The 24,485-nt window shown below is 66.4% G+C and carries 19 protein-coding genes; 8 read left to right on the forward strand and 11 right to left on the reverse strand.

Translation table 11 applies throughout. The features are described from left to right. Nucleotides 1–77 precede the first annotated feature (77 nt). From E4K65_RS42130 to E4K65_RS42140, 3 genes are all read right to left on the reverse strand, one after another. Nucleotides 78–767 carry an RNA polymerase sigma factor gene (locus tag E4K65_RS42130; protein WP_135179115.1) on the reverse strand — a complete coding sequence of 230 codons (690 nt, stop codon included), beginning with the start codon at nt 765–767 and terminating at the stop codon, nt 78–80. Nucleotides 768–873: 106 nt separating this feature from the next. Beyond that, nucleotides 874–1,743: a sulfurtransferase gene (locus tag E4K65_RS42135; RefSeq protein WP_135179116.1), complete on the reverse strand. Its 870-nt coding sequence runs from the start codon at nt 1,741–1,743 to the stop codon at nt 874–876. A 158-nt stretch (nt 1,744–1,901) separates the two neighbouring features. Then, entirely contained in the window at nt 1,902–3,236 is a 1,335-nt protein-coding gene (locus E4K65_RS42140) for a dihydroorotase (RefSeq protein ID WP_135179117.1), read from the reverse strand. A gap of 101 nt (nt 3,237–3,337) precedes the next feature. Between E4K65_RS42140 and ygfZ the strand changes: the two genes are divergently transcribed. The 6 genes from ygfZ (at nt 3,338) to E4K65_RS42170 (ending at nt 9,844) form a co-directional block, all read left to right on the forward strand. Then, nucleotides 3,338–4,219, forward strand: coding sequence for a CAF17-like 4Fe-4S cluster assembly/insertion protein YgfZ (gene ygfZ, locus E4K65_RS42145; RefSeq protein WP_135179118.1), 882 nt, complete (start codon nt 3,338–3,340; stop codon nt 4,217–4,219). After that, nucleotides 4,216–4,842, forward strand: a complete 627-nt coding sequence (locus E4K65_RS42150; RefSeq protein ID WP_011085340.1) for a DNA-3-methyladenine glycosylase I — start codon at nt 4,216–4,218, stop codon at nt 4,840–4,842. The genes ygfZ and E4K65_RS42150 overlap by 4 nt, the downstream gene beginning before the upstream one ends. Then, nucleotides 4,839–5,453, forward strand: a complete 615-nt coding sequence (locus E4K65_RS42155) for a YfbR-like 5'-deoxynucleotidase (protein ID WP_135179119.1) — start codon at nt 4,839–4,841, stop codon at nt 5,451–5,453. The genes E4K65_RS42150 and E4K65_RS42155 overlap by 4 nt, the downstream gene beginning before the upstream one ends. Nucleotides 5,454–5,596: 143 nt before the next feature. Next, a complete protein-coding gene (locus E4K65_RS42160) occupies nt 5,597–6,103 on the forward strand; it encodes a tyrosine phosphatase family protein (protein ID WP_027543594.1) in 507 nt (168 codons plus the stop codon). A 19-nt stretch (nt 6,104–6,122) separates the two neighbouring features. Then, nucleotides 6,123–7,091 carry an NUDIX hydrolase gene (locus E4K65_RS42165; RefSeq protein ID WP_135179120.1) on the forward strand — a complete coding sequence of 323 codons (969 nt, stop codon included), beginning with the start codon at nt 6,123–6,125 and terminating at the stop codon, nt 7,089–7,091. Nucleotides 7,092–7,141: 50 nt separating this feature from the next. Next, nucleotides 7,142–9,844 carry a DUF2339 domain-containing protein gene (locus E4K65_RS42170; RefSeq protein ID WP_135179121.1) on the forward strand — a complete coding sequence of 901 codons (2,703 nt, stop codon included), beginning with the start codon at nt 7,142–7,144 and terminating at the stop codon, nt 9,842–9,844. A gap of 3 nt (nt 9,845–9,847) precedes the next feature. Here the strand turns inward: E4K65_RS42170 and E4K65_RS42175 are convergent, their stop codons facing one another. The 8 genes from E4K65_RS42175 to E4K65_RS42210 form a co-directional block, all read right to left on the reverse strand. Continuing rightward, complete coding sequence (locus E4K65_RS42175; RefSeq protein ID WP_167771591.1) at nt 9,848–11,536, reverse strand: methyl-accepting chemotaxis protein; 1,689 nt, start codon at nt 11,534–11,536, stop codon at nt 9,848–9,850. A 273-nt stretch (nt 11,537–11,809) separates the two neighbouring features. Continuing rightward, complete coding sequence (locus E4K65_RS42180) at nt 11,810–13,780, reverse strand: methyl-accepting chemotaxis protein (protein ID WP_135179123.1); 1,971 nt, start codon at nt 13,778–13,780, stop codon at nt 11,810–11,812. A gap of 206 nt (nt 13,781–13,986) precedes the next feature. Beyond that, nucleotides 13,987–15,693 carry a methyl-accepting chemotaxis protein gene (locus tag E4K65_RS42185; RefSeq protein WP_135179124.1) on the reverse strand — a complete coding sequence of 569 codons (1,707 nt, stop codon included), beginning with the start codon at nt 15,691–15,693 and terminating at the stop codon, nt 13,987–13,989. Between the two features lie 179 nt (nt 15,694–15,872). After that, a complete protein-coding gene (locus E4K65_RS42190) occupies nt 15,873–17,615 on the reverse strand; it encodes a methyl-accepting chemotaxis protein (RefSeq protein WP_209312144.1) in 1,743 nt (580 codons plus the stop codon). A gap of 233 nt (nt 17,616–17,848) precedes the next feature. Then, a complete protein-coding gene (locus E4K65_RS42195; RefSeq protein WP_135179126.1) occupies nt 17,849–18,082 on the reverse strand; it encodes a DUF6894 family protein in 234 nt (77 codons plus the stop codon). A gap of 163 nt (nt 18,083–18,245) precedes the next feature. Further along, a complete protein-coding gene (locus E4K65_RS42200) occupies nt 18,246–18,845 on the reverse strand; it encodes a hypothetical protein (RefSeq protein WP_135179127.1) in 600 nt (199 codons plus the stop codon). A 112-nt stretch (nt 18,846–18,957) separates the two neighbouring features. After that, on the reverse strand, nt 18,958–19,944 hold the full coding sequence (gene acuI / locus E4K65_RS42205) for an acrylyl-CoA reductase (NADPH) (RefSeq protein WP_135179128.1): 987 nt from the start codon (nt 19,942–19,944) through the stop codon (nt 18,958–18,960). Nucleotides 19,945–19,984: 40 nt separating this feature from the next. Continuing rightward, complete coding sequence (locus E4K65_RS42210; RefSeq protein WP_167771592.1) at nt 19,985–21,238, reverse strand: MFS transporter; 1,254 nt, start codon at nt 21,236–21,238, stop codon at nt 19,985–19,987. Between the two features lie 341 nt (nt 21,239–21,579). On the opposite strand from E4K65_RS42210, the gene nadA reads away from it, so the two are divergent. Next, complete coding sequence (gene nadA, locus E4K65_RS42215) at nt 21,580–22,698, forward strand: quinolinate synthase NadA (RefSeq protein ID WP_135179130.1); 1,119 nt, start codon at nt 21,580–21,582, stop codon at nt 22,696–22,698. 174 nt (nt 22,699–22,872) lie between these two features. After that, nucleotides 22,873–24,480: an L-aspartate oxidase gene (locus E4K65_RS42220; protein ID WP_135179131.1), complete on the forward strand. Its 1,608-nt coding sequence runs from the start codon at nt 22,873–22,875 to the stop codon at nt 24,478–24,480. Nucleotides 24,481–24,485 lie beyond the last annotated feature (5 nt).

Consider the following 24,485-nt stretch of genomic DNA (forward strand, 5'->3'; position numbering starts at 1 on the left):
CCTGTGCTGCCGGACGGTTGCCGGCGTCGCTTCACAGGCATTGGATGGGATTTTCGCGCAAACGTTCCCGAAAAATTTCAGCAGCCGCTGCCGAGCCGCTTCAGCACTGATACGGTCAGCCGCTCGCAGCGCCACCCGGCGAACGGGAACGCATCCATCACCACCGGACCGATCTCCTTCTCGACGTTCTCGCGCAGCATGGTGCGCGCACGGTGCAGCCGCGTCTTCACGGTCTCGGGCTTGACGCCGAGCAGATCGGCGGTCTCCTCGATGTTCATCCCCTCCATGACGCGCGCGACGAAGACCATGCGGAAGACATCCGGCAGTTCGTCGATTGCGCGTTCGACGACGCGCTGGATTTCACGTTGGGCCATTGTCCTTTCCGGATCGCCTGCGGGAGAAACGGGAAATCTTATGATCTGCGCCTCGAGCGCCTCTTCCGGCAGCGCGCCGAGCTCGACATGCGGCCTGCGGCTTCGCGCCCGGCCAAGCGCCTCGTTGATGGCAATGCGCGACAGCCAGGTCGACAGCCCGGACTCGCCGCGAAAGCCGTCGAGATGGGTGAAGGCCCGGACATAGGTCTCCTGCACCACGTCCTCGGCTTCGCTGTCGTTGCGCAGGATACCGCGCGCAAGACGGTAGAGCCTGCGGTTGTTGGCCTGCATGATCTCGCGCAGCGCGGCCTCGTCACGGCCCCGCGCGCGGTCGACAAGTTCGGCTTCCGATGCTCTGGCGCCGGCGGACAGGCCGGCTGCGGTCCGCTGCATGGTGGTCACCTGTTTCCATTCGTTCCGGACATTGGATGCAGGCGCGGGGAGAAGGTTCCCGATTTTCTTACCTTCCCCGCCGGGGTCCCTCCAGGGAGGGTAAGAGCTAGTCCGTCTCGATCGGCAGTGCCGGATCTCTCGCCCATTCGCCCATGGAGGCATCGTACAGCGTCAGCTTGTCGTAGCCGAGCTGCGTCAGCATGAGCAGGTCGATCGTCGCCGAGATGCCGCCGCCGCAATAGCAGATCACGGTCTTGTCGCGCGTAACGCCCTGGGCCGCGAATTTCGCTTCGGCATCGGCAAGCGTCGTCAGCGTCTTATCGGCATTGGCAAGCGTCGCGGCGGGAACGTTGACGCTGCCGGGCACGCGGCCGGGCCGGCCGTAGCGGCTCGGCTCAAGTCCTTGATGGAATTGCGGCCCGAGCGCATTGACGATCACGGTCGAGGGATCGCCGATCCGCGCCTTCACAGTGGTCTTGTCGACGAAGAAGCCCGCGCGCGGCGTCGCCTCGAAGCTCGTGGCGGGATAGCCCTTCGGCGCGCCCGTCTCGACCGGCCGCCCCTCGTCCTTCCATTTGTCAAAACCGCCGTCGAGCACCAGTGCATCGACGCCGAGCGAGCGCAGCATCCACCAGAACCGTGTCGACCACATCATCGTGCCGATGCTGTAAAGCACGATGGTCTTGGATGCGTCAGCGCCGTGGCGGCCGAAGGCGGCCTCTAGCTGGGGCACGCCAGCCATCATGAAGAGCGGCCCTGCGGAGGTGTCGGAGAACTCGCCTTGCAGGTCGAGGAAATCGGCGCCGGGAATGTGCCCGGCCGCGAAGGTCTTGTCGCCGGGCACCGCGCGATAGGGCACGTCGCTGCCGGGCGGCACGGGTTCGTTATAGGTCGTGCAATCGTAGAGGCGGAGGGCGGGATCGCCGAGGATGGCGGCGAGTTGCGCGGTGGTGATGAGGGGTGCCGGTTGGGACATCAGACTGCTCTCCCGTTCGAGAGGAAGTGTAGGCCTCTCCCCTTGTCATTGCGAGCGCAGCGAAGCAATCCAGACTGCCACCGCGGAGGGATCTGGATTGCTTCGCTGCGCTCGCAATGACGGGTGGGGAGGCTGTGTGTGTCCCCACAACACATCGGTTACTGCTTCAGCGTCTCCAGAAACCGCACCGGCTCGCCTTGCGATGGCGTCACCAGTTCGCCCTGCCACATCACGCGGCGGCCGCGGATGAAGGTGCCGACGGGCCAGCCGGTGACGCGGACGCCATCGTAAGGGGTCCAGCCGGCCTTGGACGCCACCCATTTGTTGGTGATGGTTTCGCCGCGCTTCAAGTCGACGATGGTGAAGTCAGCGTCGTAGCCCGCGGCGATGCGGCCCTTGCAGGCCATGTTGTAAAGACGCGCGGGGCCGGCACTGGTGAGATCGACAAACCGCGCCAGCGACAGGCGGCCGGCATTGACGTGGTCGAGCATCAGCGGCACCAGCGTCTGCACGCCGGTCATGCCGGAGGGCGAAGCGGGATAGGTCTTCTGCTTTTCTTCCAGCGTGTGCGGAGCGTGGTCGGAGCCGAGCACGTCGATGATGCCCTGCTCGATGCCGCGCCAGATGCCGGCGCGGTGATCGGCGCCGCGCACCGGCGGGTTCATCTGCGCCAGCGTGCCGAGCCGCTCGTAGCATTCGGGCGCGACCAGCGTGAGGTGATGCGGCGTCGCCTCGCAGGAGGCGACGTCCTTGTGGTCGCGCAGGAACTCGATCTCTTCCTTGGTCGAGATGTGCAGCACGTGGATGCGCTTGCCCGTCTCATGCGCGAGCTTGACCAGGCGCTGCGTCGCCATCAGCGCCGCGGTCTCGTCGCGCCAGACCGGATGCGAGCGGGGATCGCCCTCGATACGCAGCGGCTTGCGCTCGTTGAGGCGGTATTCGTCCTCGGCATGGAACGCGGCGCGGCGGCGGATCACCTGGAAGATGCGGCGCAGGCTCTCGTCGTCCTCCACCAGCAGCGCGCCGGTCGAGGAGCCGATGAACACCTTGACGCCGGCGCAGCCCGGCGCGCGCTCCAGCACCGGCAGGTCCTGTACGTTCTCGCGGGTGCCGCCGATGAAGAAGGCGAAGTCGCAATGCATGCGGTGATGGGCGCGCTTCACCTTGTCGGTAAAGGCGGCCTCCGTCACGGTGAGCGGCGATGTGTTCGGCATCTCGAACACGGCGGTGACGCCGCCCATCACGGCGCTGCGCGATCCGGTCTCGAGGTCTTCCTTCTGCTCCAGCCCGGGCTCGCGGAAATGCACCTGAGTGTCCATCACGCCAGGCAGGATGTGCAGGCCCTTGCAGTCGATCACGTCGGCGGCGGAGGCTTGCGACAGCGTGCCGATCTCGGCGATGCGGCCGCCCGCAATGCCGATGTCGCGCAGCCCCTCGCCGTCCTGGTTGACGACGGTGCCGCCCCTGAGGATCACATCGAAACGCTGAGTCATGGCTGAAGGCCCCTCTCATCCCCAAGCGCAGGGCTCGAGGTCTTGTCGTTTATGCGCTGCGGGCTTACGTTCCGGAGCAACATGTCGCAAGAGATTTTCGCATGAAATCAGCGTTTCTTCCCGACCGGGGCGTGGTCAAGGTCGCGGGCGAGGATGCGCGCAACTTCCTCAACGGCCTCGTCACGACCGACCTCGACAGGCTCAAGCCGGGCCTGGGGCGATTCGGGGCGCTGCTGACGCCGCAGGGCAAGATCATCGTCGATTTCCTGATCACGGAGGCGCCGGCCGGCCACGGCGGCGGGTTCCTGATCGATTGCCCCAAGGCGCTGGCCGATGGCCTCGCCACCAAGCTGAAATTCTACAAGCTGCGCGCCAAGGTCACGGTGGAAAACCTCTCCGACGATCTCGGCGTGCTCGCGGCCTGGGGCGGCGCGCTCGCGGCCCAGCCGGATCTTGCCTTTGCCGATCCGCGCCATGACGAGCTCGGCTACCGCATCCTGATTCCCGAGGATCTCAAGCAGAAGCTGTCCGACCTCATCGGCGCCGAGCTGGTCGATGCGGCCACCTATGAGGCCCATCGCATCGCGCTCGGCGTGCCGCGCGGCGGGCTCGACTTCATGTACAGCGATGCGTTCCCGCACGAGACCAATATGGACCGCCTTGCCGGCGTCGATTTCGACAAGGGTTGCTATGTCGGCCAGGAGGTCGTCTCGCGCATGCAGCATCGCGGCACCGCGCGCACCCGCAGCGTCAAGGTGCTGCTCGATGACATCTCGCCGGAAGTCGGCGTCAGCGTGTTGGCCGGCGACAAGCCGGTCGGCACCATGGGCTCGTCGGCGCGCGGCAAAGGCATCGCGCTGGTGCGCATCGACCGCGTCGCCGACGCGCTCGATGCCGGCCAGCCGCTCACCGCCGGCGGCCTTGCCTTGACGCTCGCCGAACCTGACGTCGTGCGCATTCCAGCCAAGCAGCCCACCGCATGAGCCGCGCCCCTCGCCTGCATCCCGACGGCCTGACCCGCTGCCCCTGGCCGGGTGAAGATCCGCTCTATGTCGCCTATCACGACACCGAATGGGGCGTGCCTGAGTATGACGACCGCGCGCTCTACGAGAAGCTGATCCTCGATGGCTTTCAGGCCGGCCTGTCCTGGATCACGATCCTGCGCAAGCGCGACAATTTCCGCAAAGCCTTCGACGATTTCCAGCCGGAGAAGATCGCGCGCTACAATGCCAAGAAGGTGCACGCGCTGATGAACGATGCCGGCATCGTGCGCAACCGCGCCAAGATCGACGGCGCTATCCTGAGCGCGAAGTCCTATCTGGATATCATGGAGAAGGGGCCGGGCTTCTCGAAGCTGCTGTGGGACTTCATGGACGGAAGGCCCAAGGTCAACAACTTCAAGACCACGGCGAGCGTGCCGGCCTCGACGCCGCTGTCGGTGCAGATCTCCAAGGAGCTGTCCTCGCGCGGCTTCAAGTTCGTCGGCCCGACCATCGTCTATGCCTTCATGCAGGCGACCGGCATGGTCAACGACCATCTCGTCGACTGTCATTGTCACGCAAGCTGCGGCAAGACGCAGCGCAAGCCGCGCCTCAAGGTCAAATGACGGCGAAGAAGTCGGCACACGGCGCGGAGTCCCGCGCCTGGCAGCGCATGCTGTCGGGCCGGCGGCTCGATCTGCTCGATCCCTCGCCGCTCGACGTCGAGATCGCCGACATCGCCCATGGGCTGGCGCGCGTGGCGCGCTGGAACGGGCAGACGACAGGCGCGCACATCTTCTCGGTCGCACAGCATACGCTGCTGGTGGAGACCGTGATGCGGCACGAAACGCCGCGCGTCGACCAGCGCGTGCGGCTCGCAGCGCTGCTGCACGACGCGCCCGAATACGTGATCGGCGACATGATCTCGCCGTTCAAGGCCGTGCTCGACGGCCACTACAAGGCGGTCGAGAAGCGCCTGCTCGGCGCCATCCACATCCGCTTCGGCCTGCCGCCGGTGCTGCCCGACGAGATCACGCTGGCCATCAAGGCCGCCGATCGCGGCGCGGCCTACCTCGAGGCGACCGAGCTTGCCGGCTTCAGCGATGCCGAGGCGAGGCGCCTGTTCGGCAAGGATCCCGGCCTGCCCGACAGCGTCCGGCGCGACTATCTCACGCCCTGGACGGCGGCGCGGGCCGAGAAGCAGTTCCTGGAGCGGTTTGGCGCGGTGTTTGCGTAGCATCATCCCTTCGTAGAGTGGGCAAAGCGAAGCGTGCCCACCACCAAGGCGAGATGAGCGCAGTTGCGAAATGGTGGGCACGGCGCGATGCGCCTTTGCCCACCCTACCAGCGCTCGCTATAATCGCGGCAAAAAGGTCCGCCATGATCCACGTCTGTTCCCTTGCCGCGCTTCCCGAAACCGTCCGCCTCACCAAGGCCAGCCATGTGCTGACCGTGATGGCCAATGTCGAGCAGGTGGCGCGGCCGGTGTCGGTGCTGCCGGCCAACCATCTCAAGGTGTCGATGGACGACATCACCGAGGAGATGGACGGCTTTGTCGCCCCATCGGAGACGCATATCGACCAGGTGCTGAACTTCGTGCGCGGCTGGGACCGCAGCGCGCCGCTGGTGGTGCATTGCTACGCCGGCATCAGCCGCTCCACCGCGAGCGCCTTCGCCGCCGTCTGTGCCCTCAATCCGCATCGCGACGAGATCGAGATCGCGAAGAAGATCCGCGCGGCCTCGCCGATCGCATCGCCGAACCGGCGCATCGTCAGCCTCGCCGACCGCGCGCTGGGACGCGAGGGCCGCATGCTGCGCGCGCTCGACGAGATGGGCCCGGGCGCGATGATGGTCGAGGGCCGCCCCTTCGTGATCGAGCTCGAATGACAGCAGCGAAGTCGGCCGCATGAGCGAGACGCTGCTCACGCCGATCGAGATCGGCCTGACCGCCGCGATCGTCGCGATCGAGGACCACGAGCCGCTGATCCTCACCGCGCGCGGCAGCGACGGGCTGGCCGGCCTGCCGTTCGGCCCTTTCGATGCGCTGAGCCATCGCACCTTCGAGATCGGCCTTCGTGCCTGGGTCGAGGAACAGGCGGGCTTGCGGCTCGGCTATGTCGAGCAGCTCTACACGTTCGGCGATCGCGGCCGTCATGCGGAGGCCGGCGACACCGGCGCGCACATGGTGTCGATCGGCTATCTCGCGCTCACCCGCGCCGTCGACGGCGAACTCGCAGCGACCGGAGCGAGCTTCGAGCCGTGGTATCGCTTCCTCCCCTGGGAGGACTGGCGCGAGGAGCCGCCCGCGATCATCGCCCGCGACATCATCCCGGCGCTGACGATCTGGGCGGAACAGGAGACGCCGGAGACGACGCGGGCATTGCCGCGCAGGGATCGCGTGCGATTCTATTTCGGCCTCGACGGCGCGCCCTGGGACGAGGAGCGCGTGCTCGACCGCTACGAGCTGCTCTATGAGGCCGGGCTGATCGAGGAGGCGCGGCGCGATGGCCGCCCTGCGGCATTAGCGCGCAAGGCGCTTCCCGCACTCGGCACATCCATGCGGTTCGACCATCGCCGGATCCTCGCCACCGCGATCGCGCGGCTGCGCGCAAAATTGAAGTATCGTCCTGTGGTGTTTGAACTTTTGCCCGCCGAGTTCACACTCACCGAATTGCAGCATACGGTGGAGGCAATCTCCGGCCGACACCTGCACAAGCAGAATTTCCGCCGCCTGGTCGAAACGGAAGCCCTGGTCGAACCGACCGGCGTGATGTCGACACAGACCGGCGGACGGCCGGCGGCGCTCTACCGCTTCCGCCGCGACGTGCTCCAGGAGCGGCCCGCGCCGGGCTTGCGCATGCGCTCCCGGCGCTAGATACGATATTTGCGCGATCGGCCCCTGCCCGCCGGTTGCCTGGAGGCTTCATGTTCGACGGCCCGTTTGACCTCTTTGCGCTGATCATTGCGATCATCGCCTTCCTGATCGCGATCAAGGCCTCCAGCCAGGCGGCCGAGCTGCGCCGCCGGCTGAGCTCGCTCGAAGAGATGGTTTACGCGCAACGGCGGGTGCAGCCGCCGCCGCTGATGCCCACACCGGTGCAGGCTGAAACACCGGCAACAACTCCGGCCGAGCCACCGCCGCTTGCGCCCGAAGCCGAGGCGCCGCCGCCGCTCGTCACCGAAGAGGCTTCGCCGCCACCGATCGAAGCGGACACCGGGGCCGATGCGCCGCCTCCGCTGCCTGCGCCGGCGTCGGCGCCCGGCTTCGAGGAACGGCTCGGCACCCGCTGGGTGGTGTGGATCGGCGGCCTTGCGCTCGCGCTCGGCGGCTTCTTCATGGTGCGTTATTCGATCGAGGCCGGCCTCGTCGGTCCCGGCGTGCGCGTGTTCCTCGGCGGCCTGTTCGCGCTGGCGCTGCTGGGCGCCGGCGAATGGTCGCGGCGCAAGGAGAGCATCTCCAACATCGCGGCGCTGCCGATCGCCAACATTCCCGCGATCCTCACCGCGTCCGGGACGGCCGTGGCGTTCGCGACCATCTATGCCGCCTACGCGCTCTACGGCTTCCTCGTTCCCGCGACCGCCTTCGTGCTGCTCGGCCTCGTCGCACTCGGTACGCTTGCCGCCGCACTGCTGCACGGGCCCGCGCTTGCGGGCCTCGGCGTGGTCGGTGCGTTCGTGACCCCACTCCTCGTCTCCAGCGGCAAGCCGGACTATTGGGCGCTCTACATCTATCTTGCGATCGTCACCGCCGCGAGCTTCGGCCTTGCCCGCATCCGGCTGTGGCGCTGGCTTGCGGTGACCACGATCGCCTTCGCCGTGCTCTGGATCTTCCCGGGTCTGGACACCAGTGACGTGCAGGTCGCGCCGCACGTCTTCCATGCCATCGCGGGCTTCGTGCTTGCAGCGCTGCTCGTCGTCTGCGGCTTCATGTTCGGTCCGACCATCGAGGACGGCGAGATCGAGCCGGTGTCGTCAAGCTCGCTCGGCGCCTATCTGTTCGGTGCCATGCTGATCGTGCTGTCGAGCGCGCATGCGGATCTTGCGCTGATCGCGTTCACGCTTCTCGTCGGCGCGACGCTGTTCGTCGCCTGGCGCGCGCCGGCGGCGACCGGCGCGCTCGGCGCGGCTGCTGCAACCGTCTTCATCGTCTTCGCCGAGTGGGCGGTGCGCGCCAATCCGGACATGCTGGTGCTGCCGGGCGGCCCGATCTCCGGCATCGGACCGGCCGCGACCGACAGCTCCGTGACGCTGCATCTGGTGATGGCCGCGATCTTTGCCGCCGGCTTCGGCGTCGCCGGCTTCCTCGCCCAGGGCCGTTCCAGTTCGGTGATCATTCCGGTGGTGTGGTCGGCGGCGGGTGTCGCCACGCCAATCGCGATCCTCGTTGCGCTCTATGCGCGCATTGCCCATCTCGATCGCTCGATCCCGTTCGCGATCCTCGCGGTGCTGCTTGCCGCGGCCTTTGGCGCCGCCACCGAAGCCCTCGCGCGCCGTGATGATCGACCGGGGGGTGCGACCTCCACTGCGCTGTTCGCGACCGGCACGCTCGGCGCGCTGGCGCTGGCGCTGACCTTCGCGCTGGAGAAGGGCTGGCTCACGATTGCACTGGCGCTGATGTCGCTCGGCACCGCCTGGATCTCGCTGCAGCGCCCGATCCCGGTCCTGCGCCGGCTCGCGGCCATTTTCGCCGCGATCGTCACCGCGCGCATCGTCTATGATCCGCGCATTGTCGGCGATGCCGTCGGCACGACGCCTATCTTCAATTGGCTGCTATGGGGCTACGGCCTGCCGGCGGCCTCGTTCTGGGGCGCGAGCATCTTCCTGCGCCGCCGCGGCGACGATGCGCCGCTGCGCATGGTGGAAGCCGCCGCGATCCTGTTCACTGCGCTGCTTGCCTTCATGGAGATCCGGCACTTTGCGACTGGAGGCCAGATGACGTCTGCGCCGTCGCTGCTCGAATGCGCGCTGCAAGTCTGCATCGCGTTCGCCATGGCGATCGGGCTGGAACGCTTGCGGCTGCGCAGCCGCAGCATCGTGCACAATGTCGGCGCGGTCGTTCTGACGGCGATCGGCGGGCTCGTCAGCGTGTTCGGCCTGCTGATCCTGGAGAACCCGCTGCTGTGGCGCATCGACGTCGGCGGCGCCGTATTCAACCTGCTGCTGCTCGGCTATGCGCTGCCGGCGGTGCTGATGCTGTTGCTGTCCTATGCGGTGGTCCGCGAGCGCGGCAAAGCCTATGCCAACACCATCGCGGGCGGCGCGCTCGTGTTCGCGCTCGCCTATGTCACGCTGGAGATCCGCCGCTTCTATCACGGCCCGATCCTGTCCAGCGGCGAGACGACGGGGGCCGAGCAATATAGCTACTCGATCGGCTGGCTCGCCTTCGGCGTGGTGCTGCTCGGCGTCGGCATCCTCGTCAACTCGGAGCGCGCGCGACTTGCGTCCGCCGCCGTCATCGCGCTGACGATCCTGAAGGCCTTCGTCATCGACATGTCGACGCTGACAGGCGTCTACCGCGCGCTGTCGTTCATGTGCCTCGGCGTCGTGCTGGTCGCGATCGGATGGCTCTACCAGCGCATCCTGTTCCGGCGGCAGGCCCCGCCACCGGCTCCACAGACGGGAAGTTGAAGATCAGGCCGCGCGGACCGAATCCAGGAACTGCGCGACCTCGACCTTGAGGCGCGTGCTGTCGGTCGCCAGCGATTTCGCCGCCGACAGCACCTCGGACGAAGCCTCGCCGGTCTCGATCGCACCGCGCTGCACGTCGGTGATGTTCGCCGAGACCTCCTGCGTGCCGACCGAGGCCTGCTGGACGTTGCGCGATATCTCCTGCGTGGCCGCGCCCTGCTCCTCCACGGCGGCGGCAATCGCCGCGGACACTTCGGACAGCCGCTCGATGGTGCCGCCGATCTCCTGGATGGCGCTGACGGATTCCTGCGTTGCAGCCTGGATGCCCGAAACCTGCGCCCCGATCTCGCCGGTCGCCTTCGCGGTCTGCTCGGCCAATGCCTTGACCTCGGAAGCGACGACGGCAAAGCCGCGGCCGGCTTCGCCCGCGCGCGCCGCCTCGATGGTCGCGTTCAGCGCCAGCAAATTGGTCTGGCCTGCGATCGTGTTGATGAGCTCGACGACGTCGCCGATGCGGGAGGCGGCCTGCGACAGCGCGTTGACGCGCTCGTTGGTCCGCGCCGCCTGCTCGACGGCTTCAGCGGCCATCCGCGCCGAATCCTGCACGCGGCGGCTGATCTCGGTGATGGAGGACGACAGCTCCTCGGAGGCCGAGGCCACGGCCTGGACGTTGGTGGAGGCTTCCTCGGAGGCTGCCGCGACGACGGTCGCGAGCTCCTGCCCGCGCCGCGCCGTGCTGGTCAGCGTCGATGCCGACGCCTCGAGCTCGGTCGAGGCCGAGGAGACGGTGCCGACGACTTCGCCGATCATGGCTTCGAACTTGCGGGTAATGGCATCGACACGGCGGCCGCGCTCGATCTTGGCTTCGGCGTCGGCCGCAGCAGCCTCGTCGGCGGCCTTCTTGGCGATCAGCGCTTCCTTGAATATCTGGAGCGCATCCGCCATCGAGCCGATCTCGGTCTTCTCGCCGCGATGCGGCACCTCGGCCGAAAGGTCGCCCTCGCCGAGCGACTGCATCGGCTTGATGATCGAGGCAATACCACGCGAGACGTCGCGCACCAGATAATAGGCGGCGCAGATTGCGATCACGACCGAAAGGACGATGATGCCGACCAGCACGCGGAAGATCGTGGCGTAGCTGTCGGCCGCCTGCTTGGTTTCCAGCTCGGCGCCGCGGTTGTTGAGCTCGATGCCCTTCTGGAGCAGCGGGTCGGCCGCCTGCGCCATCTTCGCGACCTTGGTCTGCAACAGCTCGTTGGCCTCGGTGGGGAAACGGCCGACGCTCTTGCGCGACAGCGCCATCACGTCCTGCACGCCGTTCAGATACTCGGCCCATGCCTTGGCCCACTGCTCGTAGAGCGAACGCTCCTCGGCAGAGGTGATCAGCGGCTCGTAGACCTTGCGCGTCTTCTCGATGCGCTCCTGCAGCGAGGCGAGGCGCTTCTCGGCCGCGTCCTTGCCTTCGGCGGTTTCCTGCATCAGGTGCAGACGGAGCGCGACGCGCAGCTCATTGATGTCGGCGCGAAGCGAACCGAGCGCGCGCACGCTCGGCAGCCAGCTCTCCGCGATCTCGACCGTATGCGCATTGATGTTCTGCATGGTGCCAATCGCAGTCACGCCGACGCCGGCGAGTGACAGCACGAGGACCGACAACACGGCCAGAAGCTTGAAGACGATCGACAATTTCGACATCACGACAAATCCCGATGATACCTTGCAACGCGTGAATCACTCGCGCCGCAATCGTCGCGACGGACGACAGGGCGGAAGTCAGTTCATCAATGCTGGCTGGTTCTTATCCCGTGAGATTGCACCTATAATTGCAAGCAGGCGTTAACAGGAACCTACGTAAAATTACGGGACCGCCCCGCCTCGTCGTTATTTTTCCCGCAACCATCTGTTGCGCCCGCACCGATATCCCGTGCTGCGACGCGGTTGATGCATCGCAACGCCCGAACGAGGCCGTCACGCCGCCCGCACCGACTCCAGGAAGCGCGCGACCTCGCCCTTCAGCCGGTTGCTCTCCTGCGACAGCGATTGCGCGGCCGAATGCACCTGCGCCGAGGCGGCTCCGGTCTCGCCGGCGCCGCGCTGGACGTCGCCGATATTCGCCGAGACTTCGGAGGTACCCTGCGCCGCGTGCTGGATGTTGCGGGAGATCTCCTGCGTCGCGGCGCCCTGCTCCTCCACCGCGGCCGCGATGGTCGACGAGATCTCCGACATCCGCGCGATGGTGTCGCCGATCTCCTTGATCGCGCCAACGGAGTCCTCCGTCGCGGCCTGGATCGCACCGATGTGCTGGCCGATTTCGCCCGTGGCTTTCGCGGTCTGCTCGGCGAGCGCCTTCACTTCGGTTGCGACCACCGCAAATCCCTTGCCGGCTTCGCCCGCCCGCGCCGCCTCGATCGTCGCGTTCAGCGCCAGCAGGTTGGTCTGGGCGGCGATGGTGTTGATCAGCTCGACCACGTCGCCGATGCGGGAGGCGGCCTTCGTCAACTCGCCGACGCGCGCATTGGTGCGCTGGGCCTGCCCGACCGCCACGTCGGCGACGCGCCCCGATTCCTGCACCTGGCGGCTGATCTCGGAGATCGAGGAGGTCATCTCCTCGCTCGCGGAGGACACCGACTGCACGTTGGCGGACGCCTCCTCGGAGGCCGCCGCCACGGCGCTGGCAAGCCCGTTGCCGCGCTCGGCGGCCCGCGTCAGCGTGTTGGAGGACGCCTCGAGCTCGGTTGCCGCCGACGACACGGTCTCGATGATCTCGCCGACTGCGCCTTCGAACCTGTCGGCGAGCCGCTGCATGTCGGCCTTGCGCTGTTCGCGCCCGCGTGCGTCCGCTTCCGCCTGTTCGGAGCGCAGCCGCTCGGCGTCCGCCATGTTGGTCCTGAACACCTCGACCGCACCGGCCATCTCACCGATTTCGTCCCTGCGGCCGACGCCGGGAACGGAAATCGAGAGCTCGCCGCGCGCAAGCCTGGTCATCGCACCGACCATGGCACCGAGTGCCGTCGAGATCGAGCGTCCCAGCAGGAAGCCGACCACGGCGAGAACGACGACGGTGATGCCGAAGGCGACGGTCATCCACAAGCGCACGGCCTCGCGGGTCGCCGCCTCGGCCGCGTCAGCCTGCTTGTACATGGCATCGACGGTGGTCCGCACCTCGGCCATCACAGGCTCGATTTCGCGGAAGGTCTTCATCATGGCGGCGTCGAGAGCCGCACTTTGTTGTGCGGTCTCGGCCCAGGCAGCGAACTCGGACTGGTATTTCTGGAGCTTGGCCGTGATGTCGTTCATCGCCGCCGCAGGGATTGCGACGAACTCTATCGCCTTGGAGAATTCAACCGCGGCCTTCTTCACCTCGGCTAGGTATTTGGGGTCGCGCCGCAGCATGAAGTCCTTCTCGTGCCGGCGCATCATCAGCATCCAGGTCGTCGTCCTGGGATCGTCGATCTCCTTCAGCTTGGCCTCGATGTCGTGCACGGCGGCGCGAAGCGAGCCGGACAGGCCGAGCGTCTCGTTCAGGCCGAGCCTGGTCTCGGCAGCCACCAGCGATGCGAAATCCGACGCGTAACGCTTGAAGCCGTCCTGGGCCTGCTTCATCCGGTCAGACAGCGCACTCATGCCGCCGGCCGCCATCAGCCGCTCCACCTCGTCGAAATCGCGGTTGATCGGCCCGATCAGCTCCGCATGGGCCTTGGCGTAGCTCTCGGTCCGGCGCTGCTGGAAGTTCTTCTCGTTGCGACGGGCCTCCAGCATCTCGATCGAGAGCTGCTTGTTCAGGTCGGCGATGGCACGTGCGCGGTTGGCAATGTCGCGGGATGCGTCCTGCGAGAGGCTGCCGATCTCGTAGATCGCGCCGAAGGCGACCAGACCCAACAGTCCGAACAGTCCGATCGCCATGACCTTATGGGTGAGGCGAATGGAAGGGCCACTCATGGAATGTGCTCCGAGACGATTGATACGCAATACAGGGAGGGCGACAGGGCGCGCGGAATATTGCGGAGATCATGCCTGCGTCGCTTTTCCGGAAGGTTAACCGTGGAACTCTTCTGATCGCGCATCCAGCCGCGAACGCATGCGAACCACCGCGCGTCCTCGCGCGGCGGTTGCAGCCGTCGGGTGACCGGTGAGGACGGGCGCCCTCAGGCGGCGCGCACCGTGGTGAGGAATTTGCCGACCTCGAGCTTCAGGCGATTGCTGTCGCCGGACAGCGACTGTGCCGCCGAGAGCACCTGCGCGGACGCCGAGCCGGTCTCGCTCGCGCCGCGCTGCACGTCGGTGATGTTGGACGACACCTGATGGGTGCCCTCCGCCGCCTGCTGCACGTTGCGGGAAATTTCCTGCGTCGCCGCGCCCTGCTCCTCGACCGCGGCCGCGATCGCCGAGGAGATCTCCGACAACCGTTCGATGGTGTCGCTGATGTCCTTGATGGCGCCGACCGATTCCTGGGTTGCGGACTGGATGCCGGAAATCTGCTGGCCGATCTCTCCGGTCGCTTTGGCGGTCTGCTCCGCAAGCGCCTTCACTTCGGAAGCGACGACGGCGAAGCCACGGCCGGCTTCACCTGCACGCGCAGCCTCGATCGTGGCATTGAGCGCCAGAAGGTTGGTCTGGCCGGCGATCGTGTTGATCAGCTCGACGACATCGCCGATCCGCGTTGCCGCCTTCGACAGTTCGCTGACACGCTCGGTCGTGGTGCGGGCCTGGCCGACCGCCTCGCTGGCGACGCGCGCCGATTCCTGCACCTGGCGGCTGATCTCGGTGATCGAGGATGACAGCTCCTCGGTCGCTGAGGCCACCGACTGCACGTTGGTGGAGGCTTCCTCGGAGGCTGAAGCGACCACGGTCGCGAGCTGCTGCGCATGCTCGGCGGTCGAGGTCAGCGTCGTGGCGGAAGCCTCGAGCTCGGTCGAGGCCGAGCTGACGGTCTCGATCACCTCGCCGACGGCGCTTTCGAACTGATCGGCAAGCCGGAGCATGTCCTGGCGGCGCTGCGCCGCGCTGCGCTGCTCAATCTCCTTCTGCTCGGCTTCCATGCGGATCTTGGCAAGGCCGTTCTCCCGGAAGACTTCCGCGGTCTTGGCGACTTCGCCGACCTCGTCCTTGCGATCGAGGCCGGCGATATCGACCTGATAGCGGCCGGCGGCAAGCTCCTGGAGCACACCGACGATCATGCGGATCGGCCGCGCAATGCCGTACTGACCGATGATGAAGCCCAACGCGCCGCCGATGATGACACCGAGGCCTGCGAGGATGATCAAGAAGCGTGACGTCGATTCATACTGCTCGCGCGCTTCCTTGCTCTTCTCCTCGACGCGCGCATTCAGCCGATCGGCGAGTTCGCGCATCTTGCCTTGAAGGTTCTCCGCAGCGGCCCTGCTCTTCATCGCGGTGTCGCGCAGCTTGTCAGCGCTGTCGCTGAGCTTCGCTGACTTCTCGGCATCGACGGCCGCAAGCGTCGTGTCCATCTGGCTCTTGTAGGCCGAGAACGCCTCGCGCACGCCCGGGAGCAGCGTCTTGGCTTTCTCGTCCGGGGTCTGGCTGACCTCGTCGAAACGTTCCTGATACTGCTTGAGCTGGGCGTTGATGACATCACGCGCGGCCAGGCGATTGTCGTCACGCGGATCGAGCGCACTGCGGAACTCAGCGCGGTTCAGCGCGATGACGTTCTGGTTGGCGCGCGCGGCGAGCAGGGCCCGCTTGGCCGCGGTCGACATCACGCCGGCCTTTTCGCTGAGATCGCTGAGGGCGGAGACGCCAAGCCAGGCGATCGCGGCACCGATCCCGCACAGCAGGACGACGATCCCGAGGATCTTGCTCAGGATGCGGAAGCGGCCGAGAAAATGCATGACTGGAACCCTTCATGGACGTTGCCGCTCAAGCGGCTGAATTCCCATGAACTTCGTCCAAAACCATTCCGCATCCCTTAACCACGTTTGCCGTAGAAACACGGAGTTTTCATCGTGATCGACGCCGCTCATGCCTTCCGAGAGTTGCGCAGGGAGCAAGGCTCTCCCTTCGGTTTTGATCAGGCGGCGCGCACGGTGTCGAGGAACTTGCCGACCTCGAGCTTCAGACGATTACTGTCACCGGACAACATCTGCGCAGCGGACAGCACTTGCGAGGACGCCGAGCCAGTCTCGCTCGCACCGCGTTGCACGTCGGTGATGTTGGATGACACCTGATGGGTGCCTTCCGCCGCCTGCTGCACGTTGCGGGAGATCTCCTGCGTCGCTGCACCCTGCTCCTCGACGGCGGCGGCGATGGTCGAGGAAATCTCCGACAGTTTCTCGATGGTGTCGCTGATGTCCTTGATGGCGCCGACCGAATACTCCGTCGCGGTCTGGATACTGGCGATCTGCTGGCCGATCTCGCCCGTCGCCTTCGCGGTCTGCTCGGCGAGCGCCTTGACCTCGGAGGCCACCACGGCGAAGCCGCGGCCGGCCTCACCGGCGCGTGCCGCCTCGATCGTGGCGTTGAGTGCCAGGAGGTTGGTCTGACCCGCGATGGTGTTGATCAGCTCGACCACGTCACCGATCCGCGTCGCGGCCTTGGACAGCTCGCTGACACGCTCGGTCGTGGTGCGAGCCTGGCCGACGGCCTCGCTTGCCACGCGCGCGGATTCCTGCACCTGCCGGCTGATCTCCGTGATCGAGGACGACAGCTCTTCCGTCGCGGACGCCACCGACTGCACGTTGGTTGAGGCTTCCTCCGAAGCGGCTGCGACCACGGTCGTGAGCTGTTGCGTGCGCTCGGCGGTCGAGGTCAGGGTCGTGGCGGACGCCTCGAGCTCGGTCGAGGCCGACGACACCGTGCCGACGATCTCGCCGACGGCACCTTCGAAGCTGTCGGCGAGCCTGCGCATCTCGGCCTTGCGCTGTTCGGCCGCGATCTGATCCTGCCGCATCTTGGCCTCCGCGTCCTCGCGCGCCTTCTGCTCGGACACGATCTTGAATTTCTCGACGGCACCGGCGACCTCGCCAACCTCGTCCTTGCGGCCGAGGCCTGGCAGCACCACGGAAAAGTCGCCGCCGGCGAGCTTCTCCATCGCTGCCGTGAGTGCACGCATCGGCCGCGCAATGCTGAAGACGGAGAAGATGCACGCGCCGATCAGGACCAGCGCGACCAGGACGCCGGTGACGATTGACGTCCGGGCAACCGACGCCGCTTCGGCCTCTGCCTCGGTGCGCGCTTCGACGCTCCTCTGCTTGGCGAAGTCGGTGATCTGATTGGCGACCTCGGAGATCTCCTCGTTGATCGGCGCCAGCGTCTCCTTGCGGATGCGATCGACCTCGGCAACGAGCTTTGCGAGTTGCGCCGCCCCTTCGCCGTCCTTCTTCCCGTCGAACGCGAGTTCCTGCTTGCGGATGGCTTCGATCTGCAGCTCGCCCTTGCCGAATTCGCCGATCAGCACGGTCAGGCGATCGATCCGCTTGCGATTTTCCGGCGAGCGCGAGAGCTTGGCCATTTCGGCCGCGAACTGCAGGGCTGACTTCTGGCGGTCGTTGAAATAGGTGACCGCCTTCTGCATCTCGGCGGGCGAGGACGAGGTCAGGATGTCGCGAATGCCGATTTGCATCCCTCGCACCGAGCCCTTCGCGTCAGCCGCGTTTTGCGCGATCGCCTGCTGTCCCGATGCTCCATTGCCGAGCCTCTGGACCTCGGTGCTGCCGCTCATCTGGAGGAAGATCATCAGCGCGACGAGCCCGATGGTCAGCGCGGAGGTGATGGCGAGCTTGGTGCCGATTCGCAGGTTCTGAATGAACGACATTGAACGATTTCCCGGGATACGCATTGCCGCGACGAAGCGCGTGAACATCCCGGGAAGGCTAACCGGCAGGTTACTCATTAACGTTAAAGGAGCCCCTCGCGTCTTAGGTAGAAGTACGGAAAACGCGGCTTAAATCCGTGGACTTCCACACGTTTCACGCGCAGCGAAATGAAGCTTCCCGGATTTGCATGCTTCGCGTTCGTTAACGCCGACGCCATCCTTTGCGGATGGTGTCAGCGCACCGCCTCCCCGACGAGGCTGATGCGAAAGACCGGCTTCTTGTTCTCGTCGAGCAGCTCCATGCACCACTCGGCGTTCGGCTTCAGGCCGCGCGAGATGCCGCCGAGCAGATTGGCGCAGACCTCGGTCATCTCGGTCCACGCGGCTGCGCGATCCTCGAACTCGTACGGCTGATCGGCGGCGCCGGAATAGCGACCGGTACTGATGCGGAAGAAGTACAGCGACATCGTTGAACCCTTCTCTAGGGCCGCACCCCCCGGCCGTACGCAAACTGGGGCGCTAGTCGCTACCAACGCATGAAAGCCGCCGACCGTATGACTACGGCGCGGCGGCTTCGTGTTCGATGGTCGTCTTCAACGAGAAAGTGCGCGGACGGCCCCGCGCAGCCGCTCACTGGGTCGAGCGGCGCAGCTCCAGCGGACCCTCGTTCCTGGCGGGTTCGGACTTTGCTTCCGACTTCACCGGCTCGAGCCGGCCGCTCTCGACACGCGGGGTCTCGACGCGCGCGGCGACTTCGGTGTTCGAGGTGGCGACCGATCCGGTGTGCTCGGAGGAGCGCAGCGAACGCGGACGCGCGACGGCGCGCGCCATCAGCATCTGGTTGCCGCCCTGGTGGTGGAAGTCGCAATAGGCGAAGCCCATGCCCGACACCGAACCGCGGAAGCTGCGATCGTCGGTCTTCTCCAGGTTGAAGCAGGGCTCGAACGGAATTCCCTTGATCGAGGCGCAGACGTTCTGGCCGCGGATCTGGAGCGTGTTGCCGGGCAGGCGGAGATGCTTGACCGGGCCTGCACCCGAGAACTGCACGGCCCCGGCGGCGCCGAGGTCGTCCAGGATGCGGCCTGCGCCGCGGGTGCCGTCGAAACAGGTGAAAGCGAACACCTTGCCGGCGACGAAGCGACGCGCCTCGTCGGCATTCATGCTTCCAGCAATGGCCGGCGCAAACGTCGCTGCCGCCGTGACAGCCCCCAACACAATACGCGCAAGCATGCTCAACTCCGAACCGACCCCAGCGCGGGCGATGCCTTATCTCTTTACCCGCTGCTTACCATACTAACCATGGCGACATTGAAGCAGCTTGGTTGGTAAAGTCTGAACGCCGTTAGACAATTTTTACCACGATCCGGCCGCGGACCTGGCCGGACAGGATTTTCGCGCCCCATTCGGAAACCTCGGCGAGTGGGATTTCGTGAGTAATTTCAGATAGTTTCGACCGGTCGAGATCCGACGCCAGACGCTGCCAGGCGGCCTTCCTGGGCTCGATCGGGCACATCACGGAATCGATGCCGAGAAGGCACACCCCGCGCAAAATGAAAGGCGCGACAGAAGACGGCAGGTCCATGCCGGCGGCAAGGCCGCACGCCGCGATCGCGCCGCCGTACTTCGTCATCGACAAAAGGTTGGCGAGCGTGGTCGAGCCGACGCTGTCGACGCCACCCGCCCAGCGCTCCTTGGCGAGGGGCTTGCCCGGCGCCGACAATTCGTTGCGGTCGATGATCTCGGCGGCGCCGAGCTGCCTGAGGTAGTCGGCCTCCGAGGTGCGGCCGGTCGAGGCGATGACGTGATAGCCGAGCTTGGACAGCACGGCGGTCGCGACCGAGCCGACGCCGCCGGCCGCGCCCGTCACCACGACGGGGCCGCTCTTCGGCGACAGGCCGTGCTTCTCCAGCGCCAGCACCGAGAGCATTGCGGTGAAACCGGCAGTGCCGATCGCCATGGCGTCGCGCGCCGACAGGCCCTGCGGCAGGGCGACCAGCCAGTCACCCTTCACCCGTGCCTTCTCGGCATAGGCGCCGAGATGGGTCTCGCCCATGCCCCAGCCGGTGCACACGACCTTGTCGCCCGCCTTCCACTGCGGATGCGAGGACTGCTCGACCGTGCCGGCGAAGTCGATGCCGGCGATCATCGGGAAGCGGCGCACCACCGGCGCCTTGCCGGTGAGCGCAAGGCCGTCCTTGTAGTTCAGCGTCGACCATTCGACGCGGACGGTGACGTCGCCCTCCATCAGCTCGGCTTCGTCGAACTGCGTAAGCTGCGCGGTGGTGCCCTTGTCCGCCTTGTCGATCCGGATCGCCTTGAATGTGGCCACGGCTGAACTCCCTGACTTGTTTCAGGGGATGTTTAGCCGATCAGGCAGGCTGCGCAACCGCCCGCTCGACGGGTTTCTCCACGATCGGAAGATTGATCAGCGCCGAGAGCACGCCGAACAGAATCGAGAGCCACCAGATCGGCGTGTAGGAACCGAACCGCTCGAACACGACGCCGCCGAGCCAGACGCCGAGGAAGCCGCCGACCTGATGGCTGACGAAGGCGAAGCCATAGAGCGTCGCAAGCCAGCGCGTGCCGAACATCAGCGCCACCAGCGCCGAGGTCGGCGGCACCGTCGACAGCCAGGTCAGGCCGGAGACCGCACCGAACGCAATCGCCGAGAACGGCGTGATCGGGAACGAGATGAAGGCCAGCGTCGCAAGCGCGCGGGTGAAGTAGATGGTCGAGAGGATGTAGCGCTTGGGCAGCGAGTTCTGGAGATAACCGACGCTGAGCGAGCCGATGATGTTGAAAAGGCCGATCGCCGCGATCACCCAGCCGCCGGTTTGCGTCGAGATGCCGCGATCGACCAGGAACGCCGGCAGATGCACCGTGATGAAGGCGAGCTGGAAGCCGCAGGTGAAGAAGCCAAGCACCAGCAGCACATAGGAGCGATGGCCAAAGGCTTCCGCGAGCGCCTTCATGAAGGTCTGCTCGTCCGCTGGCGCCGCGTTAGCCGTGCTTGCGACCGGCGGCGTCGAGAGCGCCAGCGACAGCGGAATGATCAGCAGCATCAGGAAGCCGAACACGCTGAGCGCCTGCTGCCAGCCGAAATTGTCGATCAGCGCGACGCCGATCGGCGCGAACAGGAACTGTCCGAACGAGCCCGCCGCCGTGCCGGCGCCGAGCGCAAGCCCGCGCTTCTCGGCCGGCAACAGCTTGCTGAACGCCGACAGCACCAGGTTGAACGAGCAGCCGGCGAGACCAAAGCCGACCATCACGCCTGCACCGAGATTCAGCGACAGCGGCGTCGAGGAGTAGCGCATCAGGAGCAGGCCGCCGGCATAGAGCAGCGCGCCGACGCACATCACCCGGAACAGGCCGAAGCGATCGGCGACTGCGCCCGCGATCGGCTGGCCCAATCCCCACAGCAAGTTCTGGAAGGCAATCGCCAAGCCGAACACGTCGCGGCCCCAGGCGTACTCATGGCTCATCGGCTGCACGAAGAAGCCGAGCGCCGAGCGCGGGCCGAAGCCAAGCATGCCGATGGCGCAACCGCAGAGGATGATGATGGCCGGCGTGCGCCAGGTGGAGGAACGCGAGACCGGACCGAGCTCGCCCGCTTGTGTGGACATGGTGTTCCTCATCTTGTCGTTGGCGGATCCGAAATAGGCAGCCACAGGCAGCTCGTTTAATGCAAATGCATGAACATCCCAAGTCAAAAATGGTTGCGTTCCACGAAGGGCTCCCGCGGGAGCACTGCGTTTCAACCAGACCTGGTCCGGCGCAGTGGAGTGCGACTTGACGGGAATGTGTGCGAGGAGACCTAGCAACTCCCTGCCATGCGTGATATCTTTAATCTGCTCAGATTGAGCATATCTGGGCGCTGACGACATGCGATCCGGCCTCCCGGCCGGATTTCTCAGGCTCTATATATACTCAATTTGAGTATAACAACCTTGCACGGGAGGCTTCGATGCCGATCACTGGACTTTACGGCCCTGACGACTTTACCAGCCGACCGCGCGGCCAAGCCGCCAACCCGGTCACGACCTCCCCGCGCGCCGCGCCGGCGCGAACGGGATCCACACTGCCGATGCCCTCGCTGCAATGGACCGATGAGGTCGAGCGCGCCACCGCGCCTCTCTATGAGCGCGTGAAGCACGTGATCCCGCCGATCGAGTGGCCGGTGATGGCGCCGACGATCAAGGCGATCAACGAGCTGAAGCAGGCGCGCGGCGCGGTGATCCTCGCGCACAATTACCAGGCCCCGGAGATCTTCCACTGCGTCGCCGACATCGGCGGCGATTCGCTCCAGCTCGCCGTCGAAGCCACCAAGGTGAAGGCAGGAATCATCGTCCAGTGCGGCGTGCACTTCATGGCCGAGACCTCGAAGCTGCTCAACCCGGACAAGACGGTGCTGATCCCGGACTCGCGCGCCGGCTGCTCGCTTGCCGCCAGCATCACGGGTGCAGACGTTCGCCTGCTCCGCGAGAAATTTCCCGGCGTTCCCGTCGTCGCCTATGTCAACACGTCGGCGGAGGTGAAGGCCGAGGTGGACATCTGCTGCACCTCGTCGAACGCGGTGCAGGTGGTCGAGAGCCTGGGCGCTCGAAGCGTGATCTTCCTGCCCGACCGCTATCTCGCGACCTACGTGGCCTCGAAGACCGACGTGAAGATCATCGCCTGGAAGGGCGCTTGCGAGGTGCATGAGCGCTTCACCGGCGCGGAGCTGCGCGAGCTTCGCGAGGCCGATCCCTCCGTTCAGATCATCGCCCATCCCGAATGCCCGCCGGACGTTCTGGCGGAGGCCGACTTCACCGGCTCGACCGCGCATATGATCAACTGGGTGCGCGCAAAGCGGCCGCGGCGGCTGGTGATGATCACGGAATGCTCGATGGCCGACAATGTGCGCGCCGAGCTGCCTGACGTGGAGATGCTGCGTCCGTGCAATCTCTGCCCGCACATGAAACGCATCACGCTCGCCAACATTCTGGAGAGCCTGCTGACGCTGCGCGAGGAGATCACGATCGACCCCGCGCTCGCGATGCGCGCACGACGATCGGTCGAGCGGATGATCAATCTGAAGAATTGAAGAGCAACACGCAGCCACAAACACCGCTGTCGTCCCGGCGAAGGCCGGGACCCATAACCACAGGAAGATGTGGTTGCGAAGAACGACGTCGAACAGCTGCGCGCAACAATTACCGCCGCGGCGTATGGGTCCCGGCCTTCGCCGGGACGACGGTGGAGAACTCGGAGAAAGCTAATGCAAGACAACATCCCCAACCTCACCCGCAACGCCGACGACGTCGTCATCGTCGGCGGCGGCCTTGCCGGACTGTTTTGCGCGCTGAAGCTCGCGCCGCGGCCGGTGACGCTGATCTCGGCGGCACCGCTCGGACAGGGCGCATCGTCCGCATGGGCGCAAGGCGGCATCGCCGCAGCGGTGGCCGAGGGCGATACGCCGGAAGCCCATGCCGCGGATACGATTGCCGTCGGCGGCGGTCTTGTCGACGAAGCAGTCGCGCTTGGGATCGCCCGCGAGGCTGCGCCGCGCATCCGTGACCTGCTCGCCTATGGCGTGCCGTTCGATCGTGATCTCGAAGGCAGGCTCGCGGTCGGGCGGGAAGCTGCGCATTCGGCCCGCCGCATCGTGCATGTCCGCGGCGACGGCGCGGGCGCAGCGATCATCGCGGCGCTGGGCGAGGCCGTACGCCGGACACCGTCGATCCGGCTGATCGAAGGTTTCGTCGCCGAAGCACTGTTGACGGAAGACGGCGCCGTCACCGGCCTTCAGTTGCGCGCGGCCGGCAATCCTGTTGCCCCGCCGGTCCTGCTCGCCTCACGCGCGGTGGCGCTCGCGACCGGCGGCCTCGGCCATCTCTATGCCGTCACCACCAATCCGTTTGAAGCGAGCGGATCTGGCCTCGCGATCGCCGCGCGCGCCGGCGCCGTGATCGCCGATCCTGAATTCGTGCAATTCCACCCCACCGCCATCATGGTCGGCCGCGATCCGGCACCGCTGGCGACGGAGGCGCTGCGCGGCGAAGGCGCGACGCTGATCAATGGCCATGGCGAGCGTTTCATGCTGGCGCGTCATCCGCTTGCCGAGCTCGCGCCGCGCGACATCGTGGCCCGCGGCGTGTTCGCCGAAATCGCGGCCGGGCGCGGCGCGTTCCTCGACGCGCGGCAAGCGCTGGGCGCGCGCTTCGCCGAAAAATTCCCGACCGTGCATGCGAGCTGCATCGCCGCCGGCATCGATCCCGCCACGCAGGCCATCCCGATCGCGCCGGCCGCGCACTACCACATGGGCGGCATCGCGGTGGACGCGCGCGGCCGCAGCTCGATCGACGGGCTCTGGGCCGGCGGCGAAGTGTCCTCCACCGGTGCGCATGGCGCCAACCGTCTCGCCTCCAATTCGCTGCTGGAGGCCGTTGTCTACGCCGCGCGCATCGCCGACGACATCGCCGGCCGCGCGATCCCCTCGCCTGCCCGCCTCCCCGACGCGCTCGTGACGTCGCGTGGCAACGCACCGGATATTGCGGCCGTGAAGCGGCTACGCGCGATGATGAGCGCGCATGTCGGCGTCATCCGTCACAGTGACGGGCTTGCGGAGGCCGTGCGCAGCTTCGCCGCGCTCGAACGTGACGCAACGAGCATCGCTGTCCGCAACATGGCGACGTCGGCCCTGCTCGTCGCCGCTGCGGCCTGGACGCGGTGCGAGAGCCGCGGCGCGCATTTCCGCGTCGACCACCCGGCCGATGTCCCCGCGCTGGCCCGGAGAACGATGACCACCCTCGCCGCGGCACGCGAAGCCGCGGAGAGCCTGCACGAACGTCCGCTGCCGCGCATTGCGCAGCCCGTGATCGCCTGATGGAG

The organism is Bradyrhizobium niftali, assembly GCF_004571025.1.
In the GTDB taxonomy this organism is placed as follows: Bacteria; Pseudomonadota; Alphaproteobacteria; order Rhizobiales; family Xanthobacteraceae; genus Bradyrhizobium; species Bradyrhizobium niftali.